Genomic DNA, 23,281 nt, shown 5'->3' with positions numbered 1-23,281 from the left:
CGCCGTGGGCCCCCGCGGAGCTGGGGATGCACGCTTGTTGGCGCCTCTACTCGACGTTTACGTAAACAAGCGTGCATTCACGCTCAGAATTCGTGGCGGACTTCGCGCAGCGGGATCCGGCCGTCCTCGGCCAGCACACCTTCGGCTCGCAGCAGTTCGAGCTGCTTGGCAGTGAGGTGCGGCGCTGGGCGGCCGGAGGCCCGGATCACCCGGTGCCACGGAAGGTCCGACGAATCGGTGCGCATGATCCAGCCGACGATGCGGGGACTGGAAAGGCCTGCGACGGCGGCGATGTCACCATATGTCGAGACGCGCCCCCGCGGAATGGCGGCGACGAGGGCGCGCACGGCTTCGACCTGTTCGTCGGTGATCGCCGCCATCTACCCGAGTGCCTTGCCGATCACCGCCGCCGTCTCGACGGGCAGTGCTTGAGCGACCATGTGGTCACAGTCGAATTCCAGCAGCGTGAAGTCCCGCTCGGAGCCGAGCCGCGCGACCAACTCATCGGTGACATACGGCGGGCTGGTCCGGTTAGCCCGGATCAGGGTCACGGGAATCGTGCTGGGCGGCAACGTGATCGGTCGGGCCAGCTCACTCCAGTAGGACATCATCGCCGGGATGCTGATGCGCCAGCCCACGCGCCCGTTCGGCTGATCGACGAGGTGCTCGTCCAGCTCACGATCCAGCTCGTCTTCGTCCACGTCGGCCCATGAACCGTAGGCCTTCTCCGCGCGCGCCTCGGCGCGGTCGGTGTAGTCCGGTGACGCCAGCATGTCGTCCGCGATGTCGCGCATCCAACCGCCGTCCAGGCCCACCGCGGGGTCGAGCAGAACCAGCGCGGACACCAGATCCGGGCGGGACGCGGCCAGGGCAAGTGCCACGGCGCCGCCGAACGAATGCCCGGCCACCACCGCTGGAGCATCGAGTAGCTCGGCCAGTGCCGCGACGTTGGCGTCGATGGTCCACGGTGCGGCCCACGTCGATCGTCCGTGGCCCAGCAGGTCCGGTGCGGCAACCGTGATTTCGGCCAGGTGCCGTGTGGCCATGGTCTGCCACCGCTGCCCGTGCCCGGTCAGGCCGTGAATGGCGAGGACCTGTGTCGGACCCGACGGGCCGTAGCGGTGCAGGTGCAGATCGGTCACAACGTCGATGCTAGGACCACCGCCGACTTGTCAGACCCCCGTGGTGTCATTCGGGGCATGTCCGCACCACACACCGATCTCACGCCGGCCGCGCTCGCCGAACCCGGAATGCGCGGCGTGGTGCGAGTGCTGGGTGGAGCGGGCACCGGCAAGAGCACTCTGCTGATCCACACCGCAGCTGCCCACATCGCGGCGGGCGCCGACCCGGAATCGGTTCTGCTGCTGACGGGTTCGGCACGCCTCGGCATGCAAGCGCGTGCCGCAATCACCTCCGCGCTGCTGAAGGCGGGCACCCGGGCGGTCGTCCGCGAGCCATTGGTCCGCACCGTGCACTCATACGCCTTCGCGGTGTTGCGGCTCGCCGCGCAACGCAAGGGCGATCCGCCGCCGCGCCTGATCACCAGCGCCGAGCAGGATGGCATCATCCGCGAGCTGCTCGCCGGCGACCTCGAAGACGGTGACCGGTCCAGTGTCGCGTGGCCCGCACAGCTTCGACCCGCACTGAGCACCGTCGGTTTCGCCACCGAACTGCGTGACCTGTTGGCGCGCTGCACGGAACGCGGGGTGGATCCTGTCGAGTTGCAGCGCATCGGACGGCGCGCCGGCCGAGCCGAATGGCTGGCGGCCGGACAGTTCGCGCAGGCCTACGAACAGATCATGCTGCTGCGTTCGGCGGTCGGAATGGCAGCGCCGCAGGCGACCGTGCCTGCCCTCGGCGCCGCCGAATTGGTGGACGCGGCCCTGGAAGCACTGGCGATAGACGATGATCTGCTGGCGTCCGAGCGCGCGCGCATCAAACTGCTGCTCGTCGACGATGCCCAACATCTGGATCCGCAGGCGGCACGCCTTGTCCGTGTGCTATCCGGCGGTGCCGAGCTCACCACCCTCGCCGGCGACCCGAATCAGTCGGTATTCGGTTACCGCGGCGCCGATCCTGCACTGCTGCGCGGCGACGAGCCTGCGCTCACCCTCACCGAATCGCATCGCTGCGCCCCCGCCATCGCGCGCGCCATCAGTGGGGTCGCCCAACGGCTTCCGGGTGTCGATGACGCGCGACGCGTGGACGGCGCCGACGGGGAGTGCGGCTCCGTGACGGTGCGCATCGCGGCGTCGCCGCACGCCCAATCCGCGCTGATCGCCGATGCCCTGCGACGTGCCCATCTGATCGACGGGGTCCCCTGGTCCGAGATGGCGGTGATCGTGCGGTCGGTGCCGCGACTGGGGTCGGCTCTCGCACGCGCCCTTGCCGCCGCCGGCGTGCCCGTGGACTTGCCGACTTCTACTGCGCCGCTCGCCGACCAGCCCGCGGTACAAGCCCTGCTGACAGTGCTCGCAGCCACCGAAGGCGACCTCGACGGAGCACAGGCGCTTTCGCTGTTGACCGGCCCGATCGGTCGGGTCGACCCCGTGTCGCTGCGCCAGCTGCGGCGGGCTCTGCGCCGCTTGGATGGTGCGCAGCCGCCCCGCGACCTCGGCGACCTGCTCGTCGACGTCCTGACCGGCGACCCCGAGACGAAGGTAGAAGGACTCTCCGCCGAACTCACCCGCCCACTGCGCCGGGTCGGCGCGGTGCTAGCCGCTGCGCAGCGCTCAGCGTCGGAGGGCGGGGATCCGCGGTACACCCTCTGGCAGGCGTGGCACCGGTCCGGTCTACAGCGGCGTTGGCTGACGGCCAGTGAACGCGGGGGCGCCGCGGGCGCACAAGCCGATCGCGATCTCGATGCGGTCACCGCGTTCTTCGACATCGCCGAGCAATATGTGAACCGCACCGCGGGCGCATCGTTGCGCGGACTCCTCGATCACGCAAGTGCGCTCGGTCTGCCGTCTGCCTCGCGCGATGACCGAGCCACCGCCGATGCCGTTCCGGTCCTCAGCGCGCACGAGGCGCTCGGCGGGGAGTGGGAGTTCGTCGTCATCGCGGGGCTGCAGGAAGGGCTGTGGCCCAACATCATTCCGCGTGGTGGCGTGCTCGGTACTCAGCAGCTGGTGGACGTCCTCGATGGGGTAGTTGGTCCTAATGACAAGGTGGTGTCAACGCGTGCGCCGCTGCTGGCCGAGGAGCGCAGGCTGCTCATCGCGGCTATCGGCCGCACCCGCAACCGGCTGCTGGTGACCGCGGTCGACAGCGACTGCGGCGACGAGTCGATGCTGCCGTCGCCGTTCTGCTACGAATTGACATCGCTTGTCACCGATCCCGATCCTGAGCCGCCGATTCCGGTGCACGCACCGAAGGTACTGGCGCCGACGGCCCTGGTCGGGCGTCTGCGCGCGGTGGTCTGCGCCCCTACCGACGATGTCGAAGACGGTGTACGCGCCTGTGCGGCAACGCAACTGGCCCGACTGGCGCAAGCTGGCGTACCCGGTGCCGATCCCGGCCAGTGGTACGCCACCACGCCGCTCTCCACCGACCAGCCCCTGTGGTGCGGTGACGAGCACACCGTGACGTTGTCGCCGTCGACGCTGCAGATGCTCACGGACTGCCCGCTGCGCTGGCTTCTCGAACGCCACGGCGGCAACGACACACGCGATGTGCGGTCCGCGATCGGCTCGCTGCTGCACGTCTTGGTCGCCGATCCGGGCAAGACCGAGAATCAGATGCTCAACGAACTGGAAAAGGTCTGGGAAAAACTGCCGTTCGATGCGCAGTGGCACTCGGACAATGAGCTGGAACGTCATCGGACGATGTTGTCGACGTTCATGCAGTGGCGAGCGCAGAGTCGCCACCACCTGACCGAGGTCGGCACCGAGATCGACGTCGCGGGCGAGATCGTCGAACCGACCGGTGAGGGTCCCGGAGTACGGGTCCGCGGTCGGCTGGACCGGCTGGAGCGCGACAGCGAGGGCCGCCTGGTGGTCGTCGACGTCAAGACCGGCAAGAGTCCGGTCACCAAGGACGACGCTCAGCGGCATGCCCAGCTCGCGATGTATCAGCTGGCCATCGCCGAAGGGCTGCTGCCGCAGGGGGCGGAGCCGGGCGGCGGCAAGCTGGTATACCTCGGCAAGACCAGCGGCGGCAAGGCGGCCGAGCGTGAGCAGGACGCGCTGACGGCCGAATCGCACGCGGCATGGCGGGCGAAGCTCCAGGGCGCGGCGGCCGCCACGCAGGGCCCGCAGTACATCGCGCGGATCAACGACGGCTGCGCACACTGCCCGGTGCAGAAAATGTGCCCGGCCCAGACACTCATCGGGGGTCAGCAGTGAACGCCCGCTACAGCCCAGCCCAACTCGCGTCAGCGCTTGGGCTCTTCGCCCCGACCGACGAGCAGGCAGCCGTGATCGCCGCACCGCCGGGCCCGCTGGTTGTCATCGCCGGCGCTGGTGCGGGCAAGACGGAGACGATGGCGGCCCGGGTGGTCTGGCTGGTCGCCAACGGCTACGCCAGCCCAGGTGAGGTGCTAGGTCTGACGTTCACCCGCAAGGCGTCGGGACAGCTGCTGCGTCGTGTCCGCACCAGGCTGGCCAGGCTCGCGGGCGCGGGTCTCGTTCCCGTTGGCCCCGGACTGTCCGACAGCACCGACGACCCGGCGACCGTCAGCACCTACCACGCGTTCGCGGGAAATCTGCTGCGCGAGCACGGTCTGCTGCTTCCCATCGAACCGGACGCCCGCTTGCTGAGCGAAACCGAGATGTGGCAATTGGCTTTCCGGGTCGTGTGTGAACATCCGCAGCACCTCGACACCGACAAGACGCCGGCCGCCGTAACCGCGATGGTGCTCCGACTCGCCGGGCAATTGGCCGAGCACCTCGTCGACACCGAGCAGTTGCACGACACCCACGTCGAACTCGAACGGCTCGTGCACACCCTGCCCGCAGGCCCGTATCAGCGAGACCGCGGACCAAGCCAATGGCTGCTGCGCTTGCTGGCCACCCAGACAGAACGCACGCACTTCATCGGGCTGATCGATGCGCTGCACCGGCGGATGCGCGAGCTGAAGGTGATGGACTTCGGCATGCAGATGGCGTCGGCGGCGCGGTTGGCATCGGCGTTCCCCCAGGTCGGCGAGCAGCTGAGAAATCGGTATCGGGTTGTGCTGCTTGACGAATACCAGGACACCGGTCACGCCCAGCGGGTCGCGCTGTCGGCGTTGTTCGGCGGTGGCGTGGACGACGAGCTTGCCCTGACCGCCGTCGGCGATCCAATCCAGTCGATCTACGGTTGGCGCGGCGCATCGGCCACCAACCTGCCGCGCTTCACCACCGACTTCCCGTATTCCGATGGCAGACCCGCGCCGACGCTGGAGCTTCGCACCAGTTGGCGCAATCCACCGGGCACTTTGCATCTGGCGAATGCGGTGTCGGCAGAGGCGCGGCGCCGCTCGGTTGCGGTTCGCGAGCTTCGGCCCAAGCCGGATGCGGCCGAGGGCACCGTCCGATGCGCCCTGCTGAACGACGTCGTTACCGAACGCGATTGGGTCGCAGATCATTTGGCGCGGATCTATCACCAGGCGCGAGGTAGTGGTGTCGCGGCGCCGACGGCCGCGGTGTTGGTGCGGCGCAACGCCGATGCCGCACCCATCGCTGATGCGCTCACCGCTCGCGGCGTACCGGTAGAAGTCGTGGGCCTCGCCGGGCTGCTCGGGGTGCCCGAGGTCGCCGATGTGGTGGCGATGCTGCAAATGGTGGCCGATCCCACCGCCGGTACTGCCGCGATGCGCGTGCTCACCGGGCCGCGCTGGCGGTTGGGTGGCCGCGATATCACCGCGCTGTGGCGGCGTGCTGTCGAACTCGACGACGTCGGCAAGCCCGAGAATGGTGCGGTGGCGGATCGCGTAGTCGCGCAAGCCGCACCCGACGCCGACATCGCCTGCCTGACCGACGCCGTCGGCGATCCCGGATCAGCTGCGGCATACTCCCCGGCGGGATACGCCCGCATCGTGGAATTGAGTCGCGAACTGACCGCGCTGCGTGGACATCTCACACACCCGCTGCCTGAGCTGGTCGCCGAGGTGCGACGGGTGCTCGGGATCGACACCGAGGTCAGGGCGGCGCGGCGGGTGTCGGCGGGCTGGGCGGGCACCGAACACCTCGACGCGTTCGCCGACGTGGTGGCCGACTTCGCCAGCCGTCCCGGTGCGACGGTGCCCGGCTTGCTGGCCTACCTCGATGCGGCCGAGCAGGTCGAGAACGGCTTGGCGCCGGCGGAAGTCTCCGTCGCCGACGACAGGGTTCAAATACTGACCGTGCACGCCGCCAAGGGGCTGGAATGGCAGGTCGTGGCGGTGCCACACCTCAGCGGCCGGGTGTTCCCGTCCACCGCGTCAGCCCGCACTTGGCTGACCGACGCGGGTGATCTGCCGCCGCTGTTGCGGGGCGACCGGGCAACGCTGTCAGAACACGGGGTGCCGGTCCTGGACACCTCAGCCGTGAGCGATCGAAAGAGGCTGTCGGACACGATCTCTGATCACAAGGACAGCCTGGCGCAGCGCCGCATCGACGAGGAGCGCCGCCTGTTGTACGTGGCGATCACCCGTGCGGAGGACACGCTGCTGCTCTCGGGTCATCACTGGGGAGCGACGGAGACCAAGCCACGTGGTCCGTCGGCGTTTCTCGAAGAGCTCAAGGAGATCATCGAACAGGCGGATGCAGCGGGCCACCCCTGCGGTGTTGTCGAGGAGTGGACCCCCGCACCGGCCGACGGTGAACCCAACCCGTTGCGTGACAAAGTCGTTGAGGCGGTGTGGCCCGCCGACCCCGTCGGCTCCCGCCGCGCCGACGTGCGCACGGGCGCTGAACTGGTCGTCAGGGCCATGTCGGGTGAACCGGGCGGCGAGCTGGCCGTGGAAACCGAGGGGTGGGTTTCCGATGTCGACGCTCTGCTGGCCGAACGCGATCGGGCCCACGAACGTGCGGTCCCGCCGTTGCCTAAGCAGCTGTCGGTAAGCGCGCTGGTGGAGCTCGGCCGTGACCCGGACGCGGCGGCACAGCGACTGCGGCGCAGGCTGCCCAGCCGGCCCGATCCACACGCGTTACTGGGCAGCGCTTTTCACGATTGGGTGCAGCGTTTCTACCACGCCGATCGGCTCTTCGACCTCGATGATCTGCCCGGCGCCATGGATCACGCCACCACCGTCGCCGACGAACTCGTCGAACTACAGGCGGCATTCGCGGTATCGCCGTGGGCAGCCCGGACTCCGATCGACGTTGAGGTGCCGTTCGACATGGTGCTCGGCGGGCGGGTGGTGCGCGGACGGATCGACGCGGTGTTCGGCGATGACGACGGTGGGGCGACTGTCGTCGACTGGAAGACAGGTGACCCGCCGGACACGCCGGAAGCCAAGCAGCAAGCGGCCGTTCAGCTCGCCGTCTACCGGCTGGCATGGGCTGCGCTGCAGGGCTGCCCGGCCCAATCGGTGCGCGCGTCGTTTCACTACGTGCGCAGCGGGCTGACTGTCACCCCCGATGATCTGCCCGGCACCGCCGGCCTGCTGGCGCTACTAGGATGGGCTACTGCGGCTTAGTCGAGCGGTAAATCTTCAGCGCCTCGGTGATCATCGGGATCTGCAAAGGCAGGCGGGCCATCGCCCCCACCCTCATAGGAAGGGTCTTGGCAGGGTCTTTGAACCACAGCCGGACCATGTTCACGTTCCCGGGAAACACGCCGATGAACAAAGCGATGGCCGCCAGTGCGCCGAGGCGACGCGTCTTCGGCGCCAGTAGCAGGCCGCCAACCGCCAACTCACCGACGCCGGAGGCGTAGGTGTAAAAACGCGCGCTGCCAGGCAGCTCCTCCGGGATGATCGTGTCGAACGGCTTGGGCGCCACGAAGTGGAGGACGCCCATGCCGAGCAGTCCGGCGCCCATCAGGTGGGCTCGTTTGGGATTCGCGATCTGCTCGGGTTCGGGTGCGGGTGTGGTCATGGTTACATAATGGCGTGCGGCGACTTGCAGCGATGATGGGTTCTGATGGCTAGGGGACGATTGCGCCGTCGGCTCAGCAGAATCAATCAGTCGCTCGACGATCGGCCGGTCCATTCGCTGGTCGACCGCGTCCAGATTCCCGAAGACGTGCCAAGCCCGTGGGTGCGCATCACGAAGCGGATCGTGATCGCGATGGGCGTGCTGTGTGCTGTCGTGCTCATCGTCTACATCGACCGCGACGGCTACAAGGACACGCAGACCGACGGCCTTTCGCTACTGGATTGCTTCTATTACGCGACTGTTTCCCTGTCGACGACCGGGTACGGCGACATCACGCCCATCACGGAGGGCGCGCGGCTGGTCAACATCGTGATCATCACGCCACTGCGCGTCGCATTCCTGATCGTGTTGATCGGTACGACGGTAGAGACGCTCACCACCGAATCGCGACAGGCATTCAAGATCCAGCAGTGGAGGAACAAGTTGCGCAACCACACCGTCGTTATCGGATACGGCACGAAGGGCCGGACGGCAGTCGCCGCGATGGTGGGCGATGAGATCGCTCCCGCCGACATCGTGGTCGTCGACGAAAGCCCCGTCGCCCTCGAACGGGCCAAGAGCGCAGGTCTGGTCACTGTGCGCGGCAGCGCCACGGACTCGGAAGTGCTGCGGCTGGCCAGCGCGCAGCATGCGAAATCGATCATCGTGGCCACCAATCGCGACGACACCGCCGTTCTCGTGACGCTGACTGCTCGCGAGCTGGCGCCGAACGCCAAGATCATCGCCGCAGTGCGGGAAGCCGAGAACCAGCACCTGCTCCAACAATCCGGCGCCGACTCGACGGTGGTCACATCGGAGACAGCGGGACGGCTGCTGGGCATAGCCGTCCAGACCCCGAGCGTTGTCGAGATGATGGAGGACCTTCTCACCCCCGATGCCGGGTTCGCGATCGCCGAACGCGAGGTGGGCCCCAAAGAGGTGGGCGGATCGCCGAAACACAACACCGACATCGTCCTCGGCGTCGTGCGAGACGGAAAGCTGATGCGTGTCGACGATGAGGTGGTCGACTCACTCGAGTACGGCGACCGGCTGCTGTACATCCGCAGCGCGGACGCGGAGCGATGACCGGCGGGTTCCGGCTCCGCAACGTCCCGCTGCTGTCCCGCGTCGGTGCCGACCGGTCCGACACGCTGCGCACCGACGTCGACGCGGCGCTGGCCGGCTGGGCCGATGCCCGCGTGCTGCGGGTCGATCACCGAAATCAGGTGTTGATCGCCAACGGCAGCGTGGTGCTTGGCAAGGCCGCCGACTTGGGTGCCAAGCCTCCCGAGAACGCCGTGTTCCTCGGGCGGCTCGCCGACGGTTCGCATGTGTGGGGGATCCGCGCGGCGCTGGAGGGGCCCGAAGACCCACACACCGAAACAGAGGTACTCGACCTTCGTCGTGCGGGCCCGATCTTCGACGATGTCAGCGCTCAGCTGGTCGCGACCGCCACCGCCCTGCTGAATTGGCATGACAGCGCGCGGTTCAGTGCCATCGACGGCGCGCCCACGAAGCCGATCAGGGGTGGCTGGGCCAGGGCCAACGCCGCCGCCGGCCACGAGGAGTTTCCGCGCATCGACCCGGCGGTGATCTGCCTCGTTCATGACGGGCATGACCGCGCGGTGCTGGCCCGTCAGACGGTGTGGCCGGAGCGGCTGTTCTCGCTGCTGGCCGGGTTCGTCGAGGCGGGGGAGTCGTTCGAATCGTGTGTCGTGCGCGAGATCGCCGAAGAGATCGGATTGCACGTCACCGATGTCCAGTACCTGGGCAGCCAGCCGTGGCCGTTTCCGCGATCACTCATGGTCGGTTTCCACGCGATCGGGGATCCGGAGCAGGAGTTCTCGTTCAACGACGGCGAGATCGCGGAGGCGGCCTGGTTCACCAGAGACGAGGTCCGCGCCGCGCTGGCCGACGGGGACTGGACTAGCGACTCGTCGTCACGCCTGCTGCTGCCCGGTTCGATCTCGATCGCCCGCGAAATCATCGAGTCCTGGGCGGCGCTCGACTAGCGGCCGAGTTTCTTCTTGACCTCGGCTCCGCTGGGGTTGGTCAGCGTCGAGCCGTCGGGGAACTTCAGCGTCGGGACCGTCTGATTGCCGCCGTTCGCGGTTGCGACGAACTGCGCCGCGGCGGGATCGGTCTCGATGTCGACCTCGGCGAACGCGATGCCCTCGGACTTCAGCACCTTCTTCAGGCGGACGCAATAGCCGCACCACGACGTGGTGTACATGGTCAACTCAGCACTCATAAAGCAGTCAACGTAGTCGATGCGCCGAACATGCCCGCGGCATGCCCCGGTTTTGTCGGCCCACCCTGACAAGATGGTCCGCATGCCGTTAGAGGTCGCATGCTCGCGCATCATCGACGACCTCGACGATGAGCAGCGCGAGGCCGTGCTCTCCCCCCGCGGTCCGGTCTGCGTGCTGGCCGGCGCGGGCACCGGAAAGACGCGCACCATCACCCGTCGCATCGGCCACCTCGTATCCGCCGGGCACGTCGCACCGGGACAGGTGCTGGCGGTGACGTTCACCCAGCGCGCCGCCGGTGAGATGCGTGCCCGGCTGCGTGCCCTCGATGACGGAGTCGGCACCGCGTCGGTGCAGGCGATGACGTTTCACGCCGCGGCCCGCCGTCAGTTGGCGTATTTCTGGCCCCGCGTGGTCGGCAACACCGGATGGGAACTGCTGGACACGAAGTTCGCCGTCGTCGCACAGTCCGCCAACCGCGTCGGGCTCAATGCCGGCACCGACGACGTCCGCGACCTCGCGGGCGAAATCGAATGGGCCAAGGGATCTTTGATCAGTCCGGAGACTTATCCCGCCGCCGTCGCGAAGGCAGGACGTGACATCCCCTTCGACGCGGCCAAAGTCGCGGCGGTGTACGCGGGATACGAGACGCTCAAGGCCCGCCGCGACGGGACGGCACTACTGGACTTCGATGACCTGCTGTTGCACACCGCCGCCGCCATCGAGAACGACGCGGCCGTGGCCCAGGAGTTCCGCGATCGGTATCGCTGTTTCGTGGTCGACGAGTACCAGGACGTCACACCGCTGCAGCAGCGTGTGCTCGACGCATGGCTGGGCGACCGCGACGACCTCACCGTCGTCGGCGATGCCAACCAGACGATCTACTCGTTCACCGGCGCCACACCGCAGTATCTGCTCGACTTCTCGCGGCGCTTTCCCGACGCCGCGGTGGTCCGGCTGGAGCGCGACTACCGCTCCACCCCGCAGGTGGTGTCGCTGGCCAACCGCGTCACCGCCGCGGCCCGCGGTCGGATGGCCGGCAGCAGGCTGCACCTGGTCGGACAGCGTGACGCCGGCCCGGTGCCCACGTTCGCCGAACACCGCGACGAGGTCACTGAGGCCGCCGCCGTCGCCAAGAGCATCAAGCGACTCATCGAATCGGGTACCGAAGCCGCCGAGATCGCGGTGCTGTACCGCATCAACGCGCAGTCCGAGGTCTACGAGGAGGCGCTGACCGAGGCGGGCATCCCGTTCCAAGTGCGCGGCGGCGAGGGCTTCTTCAGCCGCCAGGAGATCCGCCAATCGATGGTGGCGTTGCAGCGCGCCGCCGACCGCGGTGCTGAAGAAGACGGCAACGGACCACTGCCCGAGATCGTCCGCGCCGTGCTGGAGCCGCTGGGCCTGACCGCCGAACCGCCGGCCGGCACCAAAGCGCGCGAGCGGTGGGAGGCGCTGACCGCGCTCGCCGAACTCGTCGATGAGGAGGTCGCGCAGCGCCCGTCGCTGGATCTGCGCGCTCTGCTCGTCGAGCTTCGGCAGCGCGCCGACGCCCGGCACCCGCCCGTCGTCCAGGGCGTCACGCTCGCGTCGCTGCATGCCGCGAAGGGTCTGGAGTGGGACGCGGTGTTCCTCGTCGGTCTCGCCGACGGCACCCTGCCGATCTCCCATGCTTTGGCGCACGGTCCGGACAGCGAGCCGGTCGAAGAGGAACGCCGGCTGCTCTATGTCGGAATCACAAGGGCGCGAGTACATTTGGCGCTGAGCTGGGCACTGGCCAGGGCTCCTGGTGGGCGACAGAGTCGTAAACCGTCGCGGTTCCTCAACGGTGTCGCGCCGCAGGCGTCGGCCGACAGCAGCCCCAGCAAGCCGCGTCGGCCCAAGGGCGCTGCGCCGCGCTGCCGTGTGTGCAACGCCGCCCTGACGGCCCCTGCGGCGATTGTGCTGCGACGCTGCGAGGGGTGCCCGTCCGATATCGACGAGAACCTGCTCGCGGAGCTCAAGGACTGGCGGCTGCGCACCAGCAAGGAGTTGAGCGTGCCTGCGTACGTGGTGTTCACCGACAACACCTTGATCGCGATCGCCGAGACGTTGCCGGGCGACGACGCCGCGCTCGTGGCGATTCCCGGCATCGGTGCGCGCAAGCTCGAGCAGTACGGCGCCGACGTCCTCGCGTTGGTGAAAGGCCGCCAATCCTCGTAAAAATCGTGCCAAAGCCGCAGGTCAGAAAATCAGTTGTCACTTTTCCCTGTTACGCTTAGCCTCAAGATCGCACACCCCAGCCGTGTGATTTGTCGTGTGAAAGGAGGGTTCCGAGAACATGTCGAGCATCAATGCATTTGACGCCGTAGGCATCGCCGGCGGTTCGTGGACCCTCCGTGTCCCCGCTGCCGCTGAGCATCCCGCCATGGCGCACGTCGCCGCGGGTGCCGCAGCTGCTATTTCCCCGCAGCGCAAGCGCCGCACCGCCACCGCGACTGAAGAGTCCGTGAATCGGGGCACCATCTAGGTAAGCCACGATTTCGCCCAAAGGCCACGGACCCGCAGTCACCGGATCCGTGGCCAAGTCCTTTTGGGAGTCAGTCGGACACCGAAAGACCTGGTCAGGATCCATCGAAAAGACCGATGAGATACGAAACCGACGACCAGGAAGCTGAGGTACGAGCCATGTCACTTGCGATGAACGCTCGCGCGAAGAGCGTCCAAACGCAGACATGCCGACAAAGGGCGAAGCTGGCGGTGCCCTGTCACCTGAACGACCCCGACCTGTGGTTCGCCGAGAGCCCTGTCGAACTGGAACGCGCCAAGTCGCTGTGTGCCGAATGCCCGATCCGGCGCGAGTGCCTGGCGGCCGCGCTCGAGCGCGCGGAACCGTGGGGCGTCTGGGGTGGCGAGATCCTCGATCACGGCATCATCATCGAGCGCAAGCGCCCAAGGGGCCGCCCGCGCAAGAACACCGAGGACAGCCCGGCAGCGGCGTGAGCCCTGCCGGGCTGCCCCGGGACCGCAGTATCAGGCCGCTTCGTCGGCGAAGCCCGGGATCAGCTCTGTCGCAAGCTGTCTGGCTGGAACATGCGCCTCGAGCTGACACGCGATGGCGACGTTGGAGGCGATAACCCGCATCGGAATCGCCAAGTGGGCCGGAATATCCATCTGACGCGCGGCCTTGATCTGGGCCACCGACCGGTCCATGTCGAAGTTCATCATCTTCTGTAGCCACTTGCGTCGGTAGTGGAAGACTTCGACCTCGAGCGGTTCGACGTACTGACGCATCATGTCGTCCATCTCGCGCTTGGACACCTGCTCGCCCTTTTGGATGAATCCGATGGCCTGCATGGTCGCCTGCAGGTTCTCATAGTCATCGTTCAGCGCGTAGCGCGTCGCCAGACCGATCTCTTGCGGAATCCCGCCGGGCAGCGGGGCCACCGCGCCAAAGTCGATGACGCCCATCCTGCCGTCGGCCAGCAGCATGAAGTTCCCGGGATGGGCGTCGCCATGCATCATCTCGAGACGTTTCGGCGCGTCGTAGGTCAACTCGAAAAGTCGAGTGCCCATCAGATCGCGCTGTTCCTGGGTGCCTTCGCGGATGATCACCGACATCGGGACGCCCTCGATCCATTCCTGGATCACCACCTTGGGCGCGCTGGCGACGATGTGCGGAACCACGAAATGCGGATGTCCCTCATAGGCTTTGGCGAAGGCTCGCTGGTTGTCGGCCTCCAGCCGATAATCGAGTTCCATCTCCGTGCGCTCGATGAGCTCGTCCACGACGCCCTGCACATCGGCGCCGGGGGAGAGCTGCTTGAACACACCGACCAGCCGCTGGATGGTCTTGAGATCGGCGCGCAGCGCCTCGTCGGCGCCGGGGTATTGAATCTTCACCGCGACCTCGCGGCCGTCGGCCCACACCGCCTTGTGCACCTGACCGATGCTGGCCGACGCGACGGCCTTGTCGTCGAAAGAGGTCAACCGATCGCGCCACTTGGTGCCCAGTTGTCCGTCGAGGACCCGGTGCACCTTGGCTGCGGGCAGCGGCGGGGCCTCCCTCTGCAGTTTGGTCAGAGCTTCGCGGTAGGGCTTGCCGTACTGCTCGGGAATGGCAGCCTCCATGACGGACAGCGCCTGGCCGACCTTCATCGCGCCGCCCTTGAGCTCACCCAGAACGGTGAACAGCTGCTGGGCGGCCTTGTCCATCAGCTCCGCGTTGACCTCGTCTTTATCCTTGCCGGTCAGCCGTTTACCGATGCCCAGCGCGGCCCGGCCGGCCATGCCGGCACCCAGTCCCGCCAGCTTGGCGTTGCGCGCCGCTCGACCCCGCTTGATCTCGCTCACCAGACCATCATCCCTGACGATGCTGAGCGCACCGAAGCGACTTGCCTACACGCGTTGTCAGCAGCCGCAGCCTGGATGCCTCGGCCAATGGCGCGCAGCAATGGTGCCGACGTTCACGTCGAACTCCAGGGTGGTGTTCAACGTCGGGGGCGGCTCCGCAGTGTCGGCTATGTCGAGGCCGTCGTGCACCGCGCGCACGACGCGCTCGACCTGGTTGAGTGCCAGCGCCGCGGTTGCCAGCACCGTCGCCCGGTCGGCGCTGCCGACGGTGTCGCGTAGCTGTGCAGCGACCGCCGGCCAGGCCGAATCCCGTTCGCTGCGATGCAGATCCGCACATTGCAGGCAGGACGTCACCCCGGGTAACACCAACGGTCCGACGAGGCCGGCACCGTCGCGCACCCGCACCGGAAGATAGGGGACCCCGTCGGCGTGCAGGTCACGCACCACCCGCGGGTCTGACACCAGGAAGTCGGTCAACACCGCCAAGTCGGCGGGTGCACCGGCATGCGTGCGGCTGCTCTGCGTGATGAGGGCGCCCGAGCAACGCAGTGCCGAGGCGAGCAGGTCCGACAGCGGACCTCGGCCGTGGATTCGGATGGACGCGGCCCGGGTGCGTCCTCGGGACGTGCTCGTCACGACCGCGGCGTCGACCAGCGACGAAACCAGCTCCGCCACGACGTGGGTCCCGATCCCGTCGGCGTGTTCGTCGAGCTGCGCCAGGGTCGCGCCGGACTGCAGCCGGCGCAGCAGATCAGCCAGCGTGCGCGCGGTCATTCCCGTCGGTGGACGAACCAGGACCGCTCGCCGCGGATCCCAGCCAACCTGCACGACGCCGTCGGGCCGCAACAGGACCGGTCGCGCGGGGTCCAGGACGTATCCCGCCATGCGAGGAGTGTGGCACGTCGGCGGCCAAACGCCGCCGAGTTATCCACAGGCGCCGAATCAGCGCTCGGAATCGTCTGTGCCCGAGTCTTTTTCGAGATCGGCCAGTGCCTGGTCGATGCCGCTGGTATCGCCGCCGATCATGCGGTCGATGAAGCCGGCCGGCTCGTCGAGGTCCTGCGCGCTGGGCAGCAGGTCTGGATGCTGCCACACCCCGTCGCGGGCGTCGGAGCCGACGGCTTCGGTGAGCCGCTCCCACAACGCTGCGGCCTCGCGCATCTTGCGCGGCCGCAGTTCCAGGCCGACGAGGGTGGCGAAGGTCTGTTCGGCCGGCCCACCGGTGGCGCGTCGTCGACGCAATGTCTCCGACAGCGCCGACGTGCCGGGGATCCGGTCGCCCAGCGCATCGGTGACGACGGTCTGCACCCATCCCTCGATCAGCGCGAGCAGCGTCTCGAGCCGTTCGAGGGCGGCGGTCTGCTCCGGCGTCGCCTTCGGTTCGAACATGCCCTGGCTCAACAGCTGTTCCATCTGCGCCGGGTCGGTCAGCGCCGCGGGGTTGAACCCCTGCGCGAGCTCCTCGAGTCCGCTCATGTCGATCTTCATGCCCTTGGCGAACGCCTCGACGGCGTTCATCAGCTGGCTCGACAGCCACGGCACGTGACTGAACAGGCGGTGATGCGCGGCCTCGCGCGCCGCAAGGAATGTGATGATCTCGCTGCGCGGCTGCTCGAGCCCTTCGGTGAGCGATTCGACCGCGGCAGGCATAAGGGCCGCAACGCCTTTGGGGCCCAAGGGCAATCCGATGTCGGTGGACGTCAGGACTTCCTTCGACAAGGTGCCCAGCGCCTGGCCCAGCTGCGAGCCGAAGGCCATGCCGCCCATCTGCGTCATCATCGACAGCAGCGGCCCGGCCATGGACTTCGCCTCTTCGGGCAGCGATGACGCCCACACCGTGGAGATCTGCTCGGCCACCGGATCGCAGAGTCGTTTCCACGTCTCGAGCGTGTTGTCGACCCAGTCGGTGGGCGTCCATGCCACGGTCTTGGTGGTGCCGGCAGGCAGTGCTGTCACGCCGTCGAGCCAGGTCTCGGCCAGGTGGACGGCGTCGGAGATGGCCGAGCTGGTGTTCTCGCTGACCGGTGCGACGAAGCCGATCGAGCTCGACGCCAGCTGGCGGGCCAGGTCATAGTTCACGGGGCCCGACTTGGCGCCGTCGGCCGTGACGTTGCCGGCGCCGCTGAACATCTCGCCGAGGCGGCTGAAGATCTGACCCAGCTGGGACATGTCGAACTCGGAACCGCCCGCGAACCCCATGCCGAACGGGTCGCCGGGCGTGGGGCCGCCGGCATCGCCGGACCCCGAGTCCGGGTCCTTCTTACGTTTGTCTCGCTCGGGGTCGTCCCCGGGGGAGAAGCCGAAAGGCAGGTCAGCCATGCCCCCAACGGTACTCACAGGTGCCGCGCCATGTGAGACGGCAGGTCACGCCGAGAGCGAAGTCCCGGCCAACCTTTACATTGGGCGGCGTGAACAGGCGCATTTTGACGTTGCTCGTCGCGCTGGTCCCGATTATCGCGTTCGGAATCGTGCTGTCGGTGGTGACGGTGCCGTTCGTGTCGCTGGGGCCTGGGCCGACGTTCGACACACTTGGTGAGGTCGACGGCAAGGAGGTCGTCGACATCGAGGGCACCGAGGTCCATCCGACATCGGGACACCTGAACATGACAACGGTGTCTCAGCGCGACCAGTTGACTCTCGGTCAGGCGCTCGTGCTGTGGATGTCGGGCCGAGAACAACTGGTACCGCGCGACCTGGTGTACCCGCCGGACAAGTCGAAGGACGAGGTCGACGAGGCCAACAACACCGACTTCCGTCAGTCCGAGGACAGCGCCGAATACGCCGCACTGCTCTACCTGAAGTATCCGATGGCTGTGACGGTCGAATCGGTCAACGAGGACGGTCCGTCGGCGGGCAAGCTGGAGGACGGCGATGCGATCGACTACGTCAACGGAAAGCCGGTGGCCGACCTCGACGCGTTCCAGGCGCTGATCAAGGACACCAAACCGGGGGAGCAGGTGGTCTTGGATTACCGCCGCAAGAACGGTGACCTCGGCGCTGCGACCATCACGCTGGGTAAACACCCGGACAAAGACCAGGGTTACCTCGGGATCGGGGTGCTCGACGCGCCGTGGGCGCCATTCACCGTCGAATTCAACCTGGCCAATATCGGCGGGCCGTCCGCCGGGCTGATGTTCAGCCTCGCGGTCGTCGACAAACTCACCACCGGAGACCTCAACGACGGCAAGTTCGTCGCGGGTACCGGAACCATCACCGGCGACGGCAAGGTGGGCGCGATCGGCGGCATCACGCACAAGATGCTGGCCGCCAGGGACGCGGGGGCCTCCATTTTCCTGGTCCCCGCCGAAAACTGCGAGGAAGCCAAGACGGCCCATCAGGACGGACTGGAACTGGTCAAGGTCGAGAACCTCGATCAGGCCGTCGACGCGCTCAAGACCCTCTCAGCCGGTGGCGAACGCCCCGCATGCTGAGCGAACGCTGTACGACGCATGCGTAGAGTTGGGGCACGTCGTCACAAGACGTGTGGGAACGGTTAGAAACTGGAGTTGACGAGTGGGTATGCGGCCAGCGGCAAGAATGCCGAAGCTGACACGACGAAGCCGGGTTCTCATCGGGATTGGTGCGATCTTCGTCTTGATCCTGTTGATCGGGCCTCGCCTGATCGATACGTACGTCGACTGGTTGTGGTTCGGCGAGCTCGGATACCGCTCCGTGTTCACCACGCAGCTGTTCACCCGCCTTGTGGTGTTTCTGATCGCCGCGGTGTTGATCGGCGCGATCGTGTTCGCCGGGCTTGCACTGGCGTATCGCACCCGGCCGGTGTTCGTCCCGACCACCGGCCCCAACGACCCGGTCGCGCGCTACCGCACCGCGGTGATGTCCCGGCTGCGGCTTGTCGGCATCGGTATCCCGGCATTCATCGGTGTTCTGGCGGGCATTGTGGCGCAGAGTTATTGGACCCGTATCCAGCTTTTCCTACACGGCGGCAGCTTCGGGATCGCCGATCCGCAGTTCGGTATGGACCTCGGCTTCTACGCGTTCGAGCTGCCGTTCTACCGGCTGGTTTTGAGCTTCCTGTTCGTCGCGACGTTCCTCGCGTTCATCGCAAACCTTTTGGGCCATTATCTCTTCGGCGGTATCCGGTTGTCCGGTCGCAGCGGAGCACTGACCCGCGCGGCGCGCATTCAGCTGATCACGTTGGTCGGCGTTTTGATGCTGCTCAAGGCTGCCGCATACTGGCTGGACCGGTATGAGCTGTTGAGCCATACCCGCAGCGGCAAGCCATTCACCGGCGCGGGATACACCGACATCAACGCGGTGCTGCCGGCGAAGCTCATCCTGATGGCCATCGCGGTCATCTGCGCGGCGGCTGTGTTTTCGGCGATTGTGTTGCGTGACTTGCGGATCCCCGCCATCGGCGTGGTCCTGCTGCTGTTGTCGTCGCTGGTGATCGGCGCCGGGTGGCCGTTGGTCGTCGAACAGTTCAGCGTCAAACCGAACGCCGCGCAGAAGGAAAGCGAATACATCAGTCGAAGTATCACCGCGACCAGACAGGCGTACGGGCTGACCGACGAGACGGTCACGTATCGCGATTACAGCGGGGATGCGCAGACGACGGCTCAGCAGGTGGCCAATGACCGTGCGACGACGTCGAACATCCGGTTGCTCGATCCGACCATCGTCAGCCCGGCGTTCACTCAGTTCCAGCAGGGCAAGAACTTCTACTACTTCCCGGACCATCTGGCGATGGACCGCTACACCGGCCGGGATGGAAACCTGCGTGACTTCGTCGTTGCCGCCCGCGAACTCAACCCCGACCGGCTGATCGACAACCAGCGCGACTGGATCAACCGGCACACCGTCTATACGCACGGCAACGGCTTCATCGCCTCGCCGGCCAACACCGTTCGTGGAGTCGCCAATGACCCCAACCAGAACGGTGGATACCCCGAGTTCCTCGCGAGTGTGGTCGGCGCGAACGGCAGCGTCGTCTCGCCAGGACCCGCACCGCTGGATCAGCCGCGAATCTACTTCGGTCCGGTGATCGCGAACACCGCAGCCGATTACGCAATCGTCGGTAAGAACGGCGACGTCGACCGGGAATACGACTACGAGACCAATACCGAGACCAAGAACTACACCTACGGCGGATCGGGCGGTGTGCCCGTCGGCAGTTGGCTGGCGCGTTCGGTGTTCGCCGCGAAGTTCGCCGAGCGGAACTTCTTGTTCTCCAACGTGATCGGTGAGAACAGCAAGATCTTGTTCAACCGCGATCCGGCCGATCGCGTCGAGGCCGCTGCGCCGTGGCTGACGACCGACACGACCGTGTACCCGGCCATCGTGAACAAGAAGATGGTGTGGATCGTGGACGGCTACACCACGCTCGACAACTACCCGTATTCACAGTTGACGACCCTGTCGAGCGCCACGGCGGACTCCAGTGAGGTGGCCGTCAACCGCCTGCAGGTCGACAAGCAGGTGTCTTACATCCGTAACTCGGTGAAGGCGACGGTCGACGCATACGACGGCACGGTGACGCTGTATGCGCAGGACGAAAACGATCCGGTGCTGCAGGCCTGGATGAAGGTGTTCCCGGGCACCGTCAAGCCCAAGAGCGACATCAGCCCCGAACTGCAACGGCACCTGCGTTACCCCGAGGATCTGTTCAAGGTTCAGCGCGCGTTGTTGGCCAAGTACCACGTCGACGATCCCGTGACGTTCTTCTCGACATCGGATTTCTGGGACGTTCCCCTGGATCCGAACCCCACTGCCAGCAGCTATCAGCCGCCGTACTACATCGTCGCTAAAAACCTTGCGAGCAACGATAATTCGGCATCATTCCAGTTGACGAGCGCGATGAACAGGTTCCGCCGAGACTTCCTGGCGGCCTATATCAGCGCCAGTTCGGACCCCGATACATACGGCAAGCTCACCGTGCTGACCATTCCCGGCCAGGTGAACGGACCGAAACTGGCGTTCAACGCGATCAGCACCGACACCGCGGTGAGCCAGGATCTCGGTGTCATCGGACGGGACAACCAGAACCGCATCCGGTGGGGCAATCTGCTCACGTTGCCGGTCGCCCAGGGTGGTCTGCTTTATGTCGCACCTGTTTACGCGTCTCCGGGCACCAGCGATGCCGCGTCGTCGTACCCCCGCTTGATCCGGGTGGCGATGATGTACAACGACAAGGTCGGTTACGGCCCGACCGTGCGTGACGCGCTCACCGAGCTGTTCGGGCCAGGTGCCGACGCCACCGCCACCGGCCCTGCGCCGACGGGTCCGGTGAACGGACAAGCGCCGGCGGCCACGCCGGCTTCCGAAGGGCAGCCGCCGGCCGCGCAGCCGGGGGATCAGCGCCCACCCGAGGCGCAGGTTCCGGCAGCAGCGGTGCCGCCCGGTGGCCCCGTGCAGTTGTCGGCGGCGAAAGCCGCAGCGCTGCAAGATGTCAACGCGGCGCTGGAAGCCCTGCAGGGCGCCCAGACGGGTGGCAACTTCGCGGAGTACGGCGAGGCTCTGCAACGCCTCGACGACGCGGTGGAGAAGTACCAGTCAACTCGCTGAGCACTCGATTTGGAGGTGCACCGGCGCCTTGGGTAACCTTGCGTTCACCCGTCGCGGGGTGGAGCAGCTCGGTAGCTCGCTGGGCTCATAACCCAGAGGTCGCAGGTTCGAATCCTGTCCCCGCTACTAAATGGAACAGCCCTCGGAGATGTCTCCGAGGGCTGTTCTCATGCCTGGCCCCGTACCGCGAAAATAGCATTCCTGGTCGTGATTTTCGAATAGTCATGGCTTCCCGCTGACAAGACCCGCACTTACCAGCACCCGCCAGTACCGCCGTTGCCGACCCAGGTGTTGACCAGGGGTGTCGCGCCCGCGAGATCGAGGAAGGGGTCGAGTGCGGCCGGGAACGGATCGAAGACGTGGGCCGGCGCCACGTTGGGAGCGAGGAGACCGATGGGCACGGCGCCCGGTCCGATACGGCTCGCGACGGCCTGCGCCCCCCCCGGGCTGAACAAAATAGTGCCGCGGCAGGGCCGCCGAGGAGGCCGGCGCCCCGAATGCGGCCGCGGTGGCCGCAGTGGACGAACCCGCGTGCGCGGACCGTCGGAACCCATGATCTCGCTTGGACATGCCGGTTCCTTTCAGCCGCATACCAACCAAGAAAACACCGCGAAATTAGCTGGGCTAACCAAGCTCAGAGTTAGTTTGTTTCACATTCAGCAGGCGCGGCTGGCGACGGTCGGATCTCGCGACGCTCGTAGTACCGTCCCACCGTGGTGAACCTGGCCTACGACGACCGCGGCAGCGGCGACGCGGTGCTGTTCATTTCCGGCCACGGCGGTGTTGGACGCACCTGGGACATTCACCAGGTGCCGGCTTTCCTCGACGCCGGTTACCGCGTCGTCACGTTCGACAACAGGGGAGTGGGCGCGACCGCGAATGCCGACGGCTTCACCACCGCGACGGTCGTGGCTGACACCGCGGCGCTCATCGAGCAGCTCGACCTGGCCCCGGTGCGACTCGTGGCGGTCTCGATGGGCTCTTTTATCGCCCAGGAACTTATGCTGGCTCGCACCGACCTGGTCAGCCAGGCCGTCCTGATGGCCACCCGCGGCAGGCATGACCGTGCGCGCGAGTTCTTCGCGCGAGCCGAAAAGGATCTCATCGAAGCCGGCGTCCGGCTGCCGGTGAACTATGCGGCGAAACTTCGTGTGATGGAAGGATTTTCGCCAAAGACATTGAACGACGACGACGCCGTCGCGGAGTGGATCGACACCTTCACGATGTGGCCCGCCGCCTCCACTCCCGGAGTTCGCGCCCAGTTCCGCATCGCCCCGGACAGCAATCGGCTACCCGCATACCAGGCGATCACCGCTTCGGTGTTGGTGATCGGGTTCGCTGACGACCTCGTATTGCCTCCCCACCTCGGAGCCGAGGTGGCGGCCGCCATACCCAACGGCCGATATCTGGAAATCGCCGACACCGGTCATCTCGGATTTCTCGAACGGCCCGATGCGGTGAACGCGGCGATGCTGGACTTCTTCGCCACCGGCTGATCATCGGCTTGTCGCTGGGAATTGGTGGCACTCCGCGGACCGTGGTTTATCGAGTTGCAGGGGTCGACCCACCAGGGTCCTCAGTCGACGACACACGAACTCCAGGACGCAGTGGATGTCGACAAGCTCGCATAAGAACTTTCGAGCGCCGTGGTCGTGGACCGAGCCGTTCCCGTCCCGGCGATGCTGGCGAAGAGCAAGGGGCGGCGCCAGAAGGTGACGCTGTATGTCCGGCCCGCCGCCTGGGGCATGTGGACGTTCTATGAGCTGTCCGAAGAAGACCAACGCCAGCTCGTCCAAGACAACCCTCTCCTCAGCGCGCTTGCCAATGTCGCACAGCGAGGGCAAACGAAGTCTGCGGGGCGCCAGAACCCGCTCATGGGTCAACAGTTCACGTAGCCGACCGCTACCGGGCCGCGTCAGCATCAGCGTGTGGTCCGTTACGGCGTAACGCCAGTGAGACGCCCACGCCGGTCAACGGTCGATGACGGCGAGCCGATGACGCACGGTTGCGAGCAAAGCAAACAGGACCCTGTGCGGCTACGGCCTCCGGCTAATCTCGAAGCCCCGCGCCGCGCCCGTCGAAACTGTTGGCCGGTCGGGGCTTCAGCAAACCAGCCCCGGACCCAATTCTGCTCGCAAT

Annotated in this window: 19 protein-coding genes and 1 tRNA gene; 12 read left to right on the top strand and 8 right to left on the bottom strand. The window is 66.7% G+C overall.

The genetic code is table 11. The features are described 5' to 3' along the window. Positions 1-83: 83 nt before the first annotated feature. Complete coding sequence (locus G6N36_RS12170) at positions 84-380, bottom strand: MGMT family protein (RefSeq protein WP_163686733.1); 297 nt, start codon at positions 378-380, stop codon at positions 84-86. Next, a complete protein-coding gene (locus G6N36_RS12165) occupies positions 381-1,142 on the bottom strand; it encodes an alpha/beta fold hydrolase (RefSeq protein WP_163686732.1) in 762 nt (253 codons plus the stop codon). Positions 1,143-1,199: 57 nt separating this feature from the next. On the opposite strand from G6N36_RS12165, the gene G6N36_RS12160 reads away from it, so the two are divergent. Both G6N36_RS12160 and G6N36_RS12155 read left to right on the top strand, forming a co-directional pair. Next, entirely contained in the window at positions 1,200-4,343 is a 3,144-nt protein-coding gene (locus G6N36_RS12160) for an ATP-dependent DNA helicase (protein ID WP_163686731.1), read from the top strand. Further along, positions 4,340-7,600 (top strand): ATP-dependent helicase, encoded by a 3,261-nt coding sequence (locus G6N36_RS12155; RefSeq protein WP_163686730.1) that lies wholly within the window; start codon positions 4,340-4,342, stop codon positions 7,598-7,600. Before G6N36_RS12160 ends, G6N36_RS12155 begins: the two co-directional genes overlap by 4 nt. On the opposite strand, the gene G6N36_RS12150 is transcribed toward G6N36_RS12155, so the two are convergent. After that, a complete protein-coding gene (locus G6N36_RS12150) occupies positions 7,587-8,000 on the bottom strand; it encodes a DoxX family protein (protein ID WP_163686729.1) in 414 nt (137 codons plus the stop codon). The two genes, G6N36_RS12155 and G6N36_RS12150, sit on opposite strands and share 14 nt — an antisense overlap. A 45-nt stretch (positions 8,001-8,045) precedes the next feature. Here G6N36_RS12150 and G6N36_RS12145 point away from each other — a divergent pair, with 45 nt between their 5' ends. Both G6N36_RS12145 and nudC read left to right on the top strand, forming a co-directional pair. Beyond that, entirely contained in the window at positions 8,046-9,125 is a 1,080-nt protein-coding gene (locus G6N36_RS12145; protein WP_163686728.1) for a potassium channel family protein, read from the top strand. Beyond that, entirely contained in the window at positions 9,122-10,051 is a 930-nt protein-coding gene (gene nudC, locus G6N36_RS12140; RefSeq protein WP_163686727.1) for an NAD(+) diphosphatase, read from the top strand. Before G6N36_RS12145 ends, nudC begins: the two co-directional genes overlap by 4 nt. Here nudC and G6N36_RS12135 read toward each other — a convergent pair. Continuing rightward, positions 10,048-10,290 carry a mycoredoxin gene (locus tag G6N36_RS12135; RefSeq protein ID WP_163686726.1) on the bottom strand — a complete coding sequence of 81 codons (243 nt, stop codon included), beginning with the start codon at positions 10,288-10,290 and terminating at the stop codon, positions 10,048-10,050. The two genes, nudC and G6N36_RS12135, sit on opposite strands and share 4 nt — an antisense overlap. 73 nt (positions 10,291-10,363) lie before the next feature. Between G6N36_RS12135 and G6N36_RS12130 the strand changes: the two genes are divergently transcribed. The 3 genes from G6N36_RS12130 (at position 10,364) to G6N36_RS12120 (ending at position 13,267) form a co-directional block, all read left to right on the top strand. Then, positions 10,364-12,487, top strand: a complete 2,124-nt coding sequence (locus tag G6N36_RS12130) for an ATP-dependent DNA helicase UvrD2 (protein ID WP_179964769.1) — start codon at positions 10,364-10,366, stop codon at positions 12,485-12,487. A 118-nt stretch (positions 12,488-12,605) separates the two neighbouring features. After that, positions 12,606-12,794 (top strand): hypothetical protein, encoded by a 189-nt coding sequence (locus G6N36_RS12125; RefSeq protein ID WP_163686724.1) that lies wholly within the window; start codon positions 12,606-12,608, stop codon positions 12,792-12,794. A 158-nt stretch (positions 12,795-12,952) separates the two neighbouring features. Continuing rightward, on the top strand, positions 12,953-13,267 hold the full coding sequence (locus G6N36_RS12120; protein WP_163690636.1) for a WhiB family transcriptional regulator: 315 nt from the start codon (positions 12,953-12,955) through the stop codon (positions 13,265-13,267). Between the two features lie 30 nt (positions 13,268-13,297). Here the strand turns inward: G6N36_RS12120 and G6N36_RS12115 are convergent, their stop codons facing one another. The 3 genes from G6N36_RS12115 to G6N36_RS12105 are packed head-to-tail and all read right to left on the bottom strand — an operon-like array spanning position 13,298 to position 16,936. Further along, positions 13,298-14,617, bottom strand: coding sequence for a macrolide-binding ATPase MABP-1 (locus G6N36_RS12115; protein ID WP_179964768.1), 1,320 nt, complete (start codon positions 14,615-14,617; stop codon positions 13,298-13,300). A gap of 57 nt (positions 14,618-14,674) precedes the next feature. Further along, the gene (locus tag G6N36_RS12110; protein ID WP_163686723.1) at positions 14,675-15,502 is read right to left on the bottom strand and encodes a bacteriocin biosynthesis cyclodehydratase domain-containing protein; all 828 of its coding nucleotides are present in this window, start codon (positions 15,500-15,502) and stop codon (positions 14,675-14,677) included. 57 nt (positions 15,503-15,559) lie between these two features. Then, a complete protein-coding gene (locus G6N36_RS12105; RefSeq protein ID WP_163686722.1) occupies positions 15,560-16,936 on the bottom strand; it encodes a zinc-dependent metalloprotease in 1,377 nt (458 codons plus the stop codon). 89 nt (positions 16,937-17,025) lie between these two features. Here G6N36_RS12105 and G6N36_RS12100 point away from each other — a divergent pair, with 89 nt between their 5' ends. From G6N36_RS12100 to G6N36_RS12090, 3 genes are all read left to right on the top strand, one after another. Further along, positions 17,026-18,048 (top strand): YlbL family protein, encoded by a 1,023-nt coding sequence (locus G6N36_RS12100; protein WP_163686721.1) that lies wholly within the window; start codon positions 17,026-17,028, stop codon positions 18,046-18,048. Between the two features lie 82 nt (positions 18,049-18,130). Then, positions 18,131-21,142: a UPF0182 family protein gene (locus G6N36_RS12095; protein ID WP_163686720.1), complete on the top strand. Its 3,012-nt coding sequence runs from the start codon at positions 18,131-18,133 to the stop codon at positions 21,140-21,142. A 52-nt stretch (positions 21,143-21,194) separates the two neighbouring features. Then, positions 21,195-21,268, top strand: a tRNA-Met gene (locus G6N36_RS12090). Positions 21,269-21,393: 125 nt separating this feature from the next. Here G6N36_RS12090 and G6N36_RS12085 read toward each other — a convergent pair. Next, positions 21,394-21,543 (bottom strand): hypothetical protein, encoded by a 150-nt coding sequence (locus G6N36_RS12085; RefSeq protein ID WP_163686719.1) that lies wholly within the window; start codon positions 21,541-21,543, stop codon positions 21,394-21,396. A gap of 315 nt (positions 21,544-21,858) precedes the next feature. Here G6N36_RS12085 and G6N36_RS12080 point away from each other — a divergent pair, with 315 nt between their 5' ends. Both G6N36_RS12080 and G6N36_RS12075 read left to right on the top strand, forming a co-directional pair. Further along, positions 21,859-22,638 (top strand): alpha/beta fold hydrolase, encoded by a 780-nt coding sequence (locus tag G6N36_RS12080; RefSeq protein ID WP_163690634.1) that lies wholly within the window; start codon positions 21,859-21,861, stop codon positions 22,636-22,638. Between the two features lie 150 nt (positions 22,639-22,788). Next, on the top strand, positions 22,789-23,037 hold the full coding sequence (locus G6N36_RS12075; protein WP_235690027.1) for a hypothetical protein: 249 nt from the start codon (positions 22,789-22,791) through the stop codon (positions 23,035-23,037). Positions 23,038-23,281 lie beyond the last annotated feature (244 nt).

The organism is Mycolicibacterium gadium, assembly GCF_010728925.1.
In the GTDB taxonomy this organism is placed as follows: Bacteria; Actinomycetota; Actinomycetes; order Mycobacteriales; family Mycobacteriaceae; genus Mycobacterium; species Mycobacterium gadium.
This window is presented reverse-complemented; position numbering and strand designations above follow the sequence as displayed.

Excerpts from the sequence above, each read along its gene's own strand:
- G6N36_RS12170 (WP_163686733.1), bottom strand. The coding sequence starts at position 380 with ATGGCGGCGATCACCGACGAACAGGTCGAAGCCGTGCGCGCCCTCGTC.
- G6N36_RS12160 (WP_163686731.1), top strand. The coding sequence starts at position 1,200 with ATGTCCGCACCACACACCGATCTCACGCCGGCCGCGCTCGCCGAACCC.
- G6N36_RS12150 (WP_163686729.1), bottom strand. The coding sequence starts at position 8,000 with ATGACCACACCCGCACCCGAACCCGAGCAGATCGCGAATCCCAAACGA.
- G6N36_RS12145 (WP_163686728.1), top strand. The coding sequence starts at position 8,046 with ATGGCTAGGGGACGATTGCGCCGTCGGCTCAGCAGAATCAATCAGTCG.
- nudC (WP_163686727.1), top strand. The coding sequence starts at position 9,122 with ATGACCGGCGGGTTCCGGCTCCGCAACGTCCCGCTGCTGTCCCGCGTC.
- G6N36_RS12135 (WP_163686726.1), bottom strand. The coding sequence starts at position 10,290 with ATGAGTGCTGAGTTGACCATGTACACCACGTCGTGGTGCGGCTATTGC.
- G6N36_RS12130 (WP_179964769.1), top strand. The coding sequence starts at position 10,364 with ATGGTCCGCATGCCGTTAGAGGTCGCATGCTCGCGCATCATCGACGAC.
- G6N36_RS12125 (WP_163686724.1), top strand. The coding sequence starts at position 12,606 with ATGTCGAGCATCAATGCATTTGACGCCGTAGGCATCGCCGGCGGTTCG.
- G6N36_RS12120 (WP_163690636.1), top strand. The coding sequence starts at position 12,953 with ATGTCACTTGCGATGAACGCTCGCGCGAAGAGCGTCCAAACGCAGACA.
- G6N36_RS12110 (WP_163686723.1), bottom strand. The coding sequence starts at position 15,502 with ATGGCGGGATACGTCCTGGACCCCGCGCGACCGGTCCTGTTGCGGCCC.
- G6N36_RS12105 (WP_163686722.1), bottom strand. The coding sequence starts at position 16,936 with ATGGCTGACCTGCCTTTCGGCTTCTCCCCCGGGGACGACCCCGAGCGA.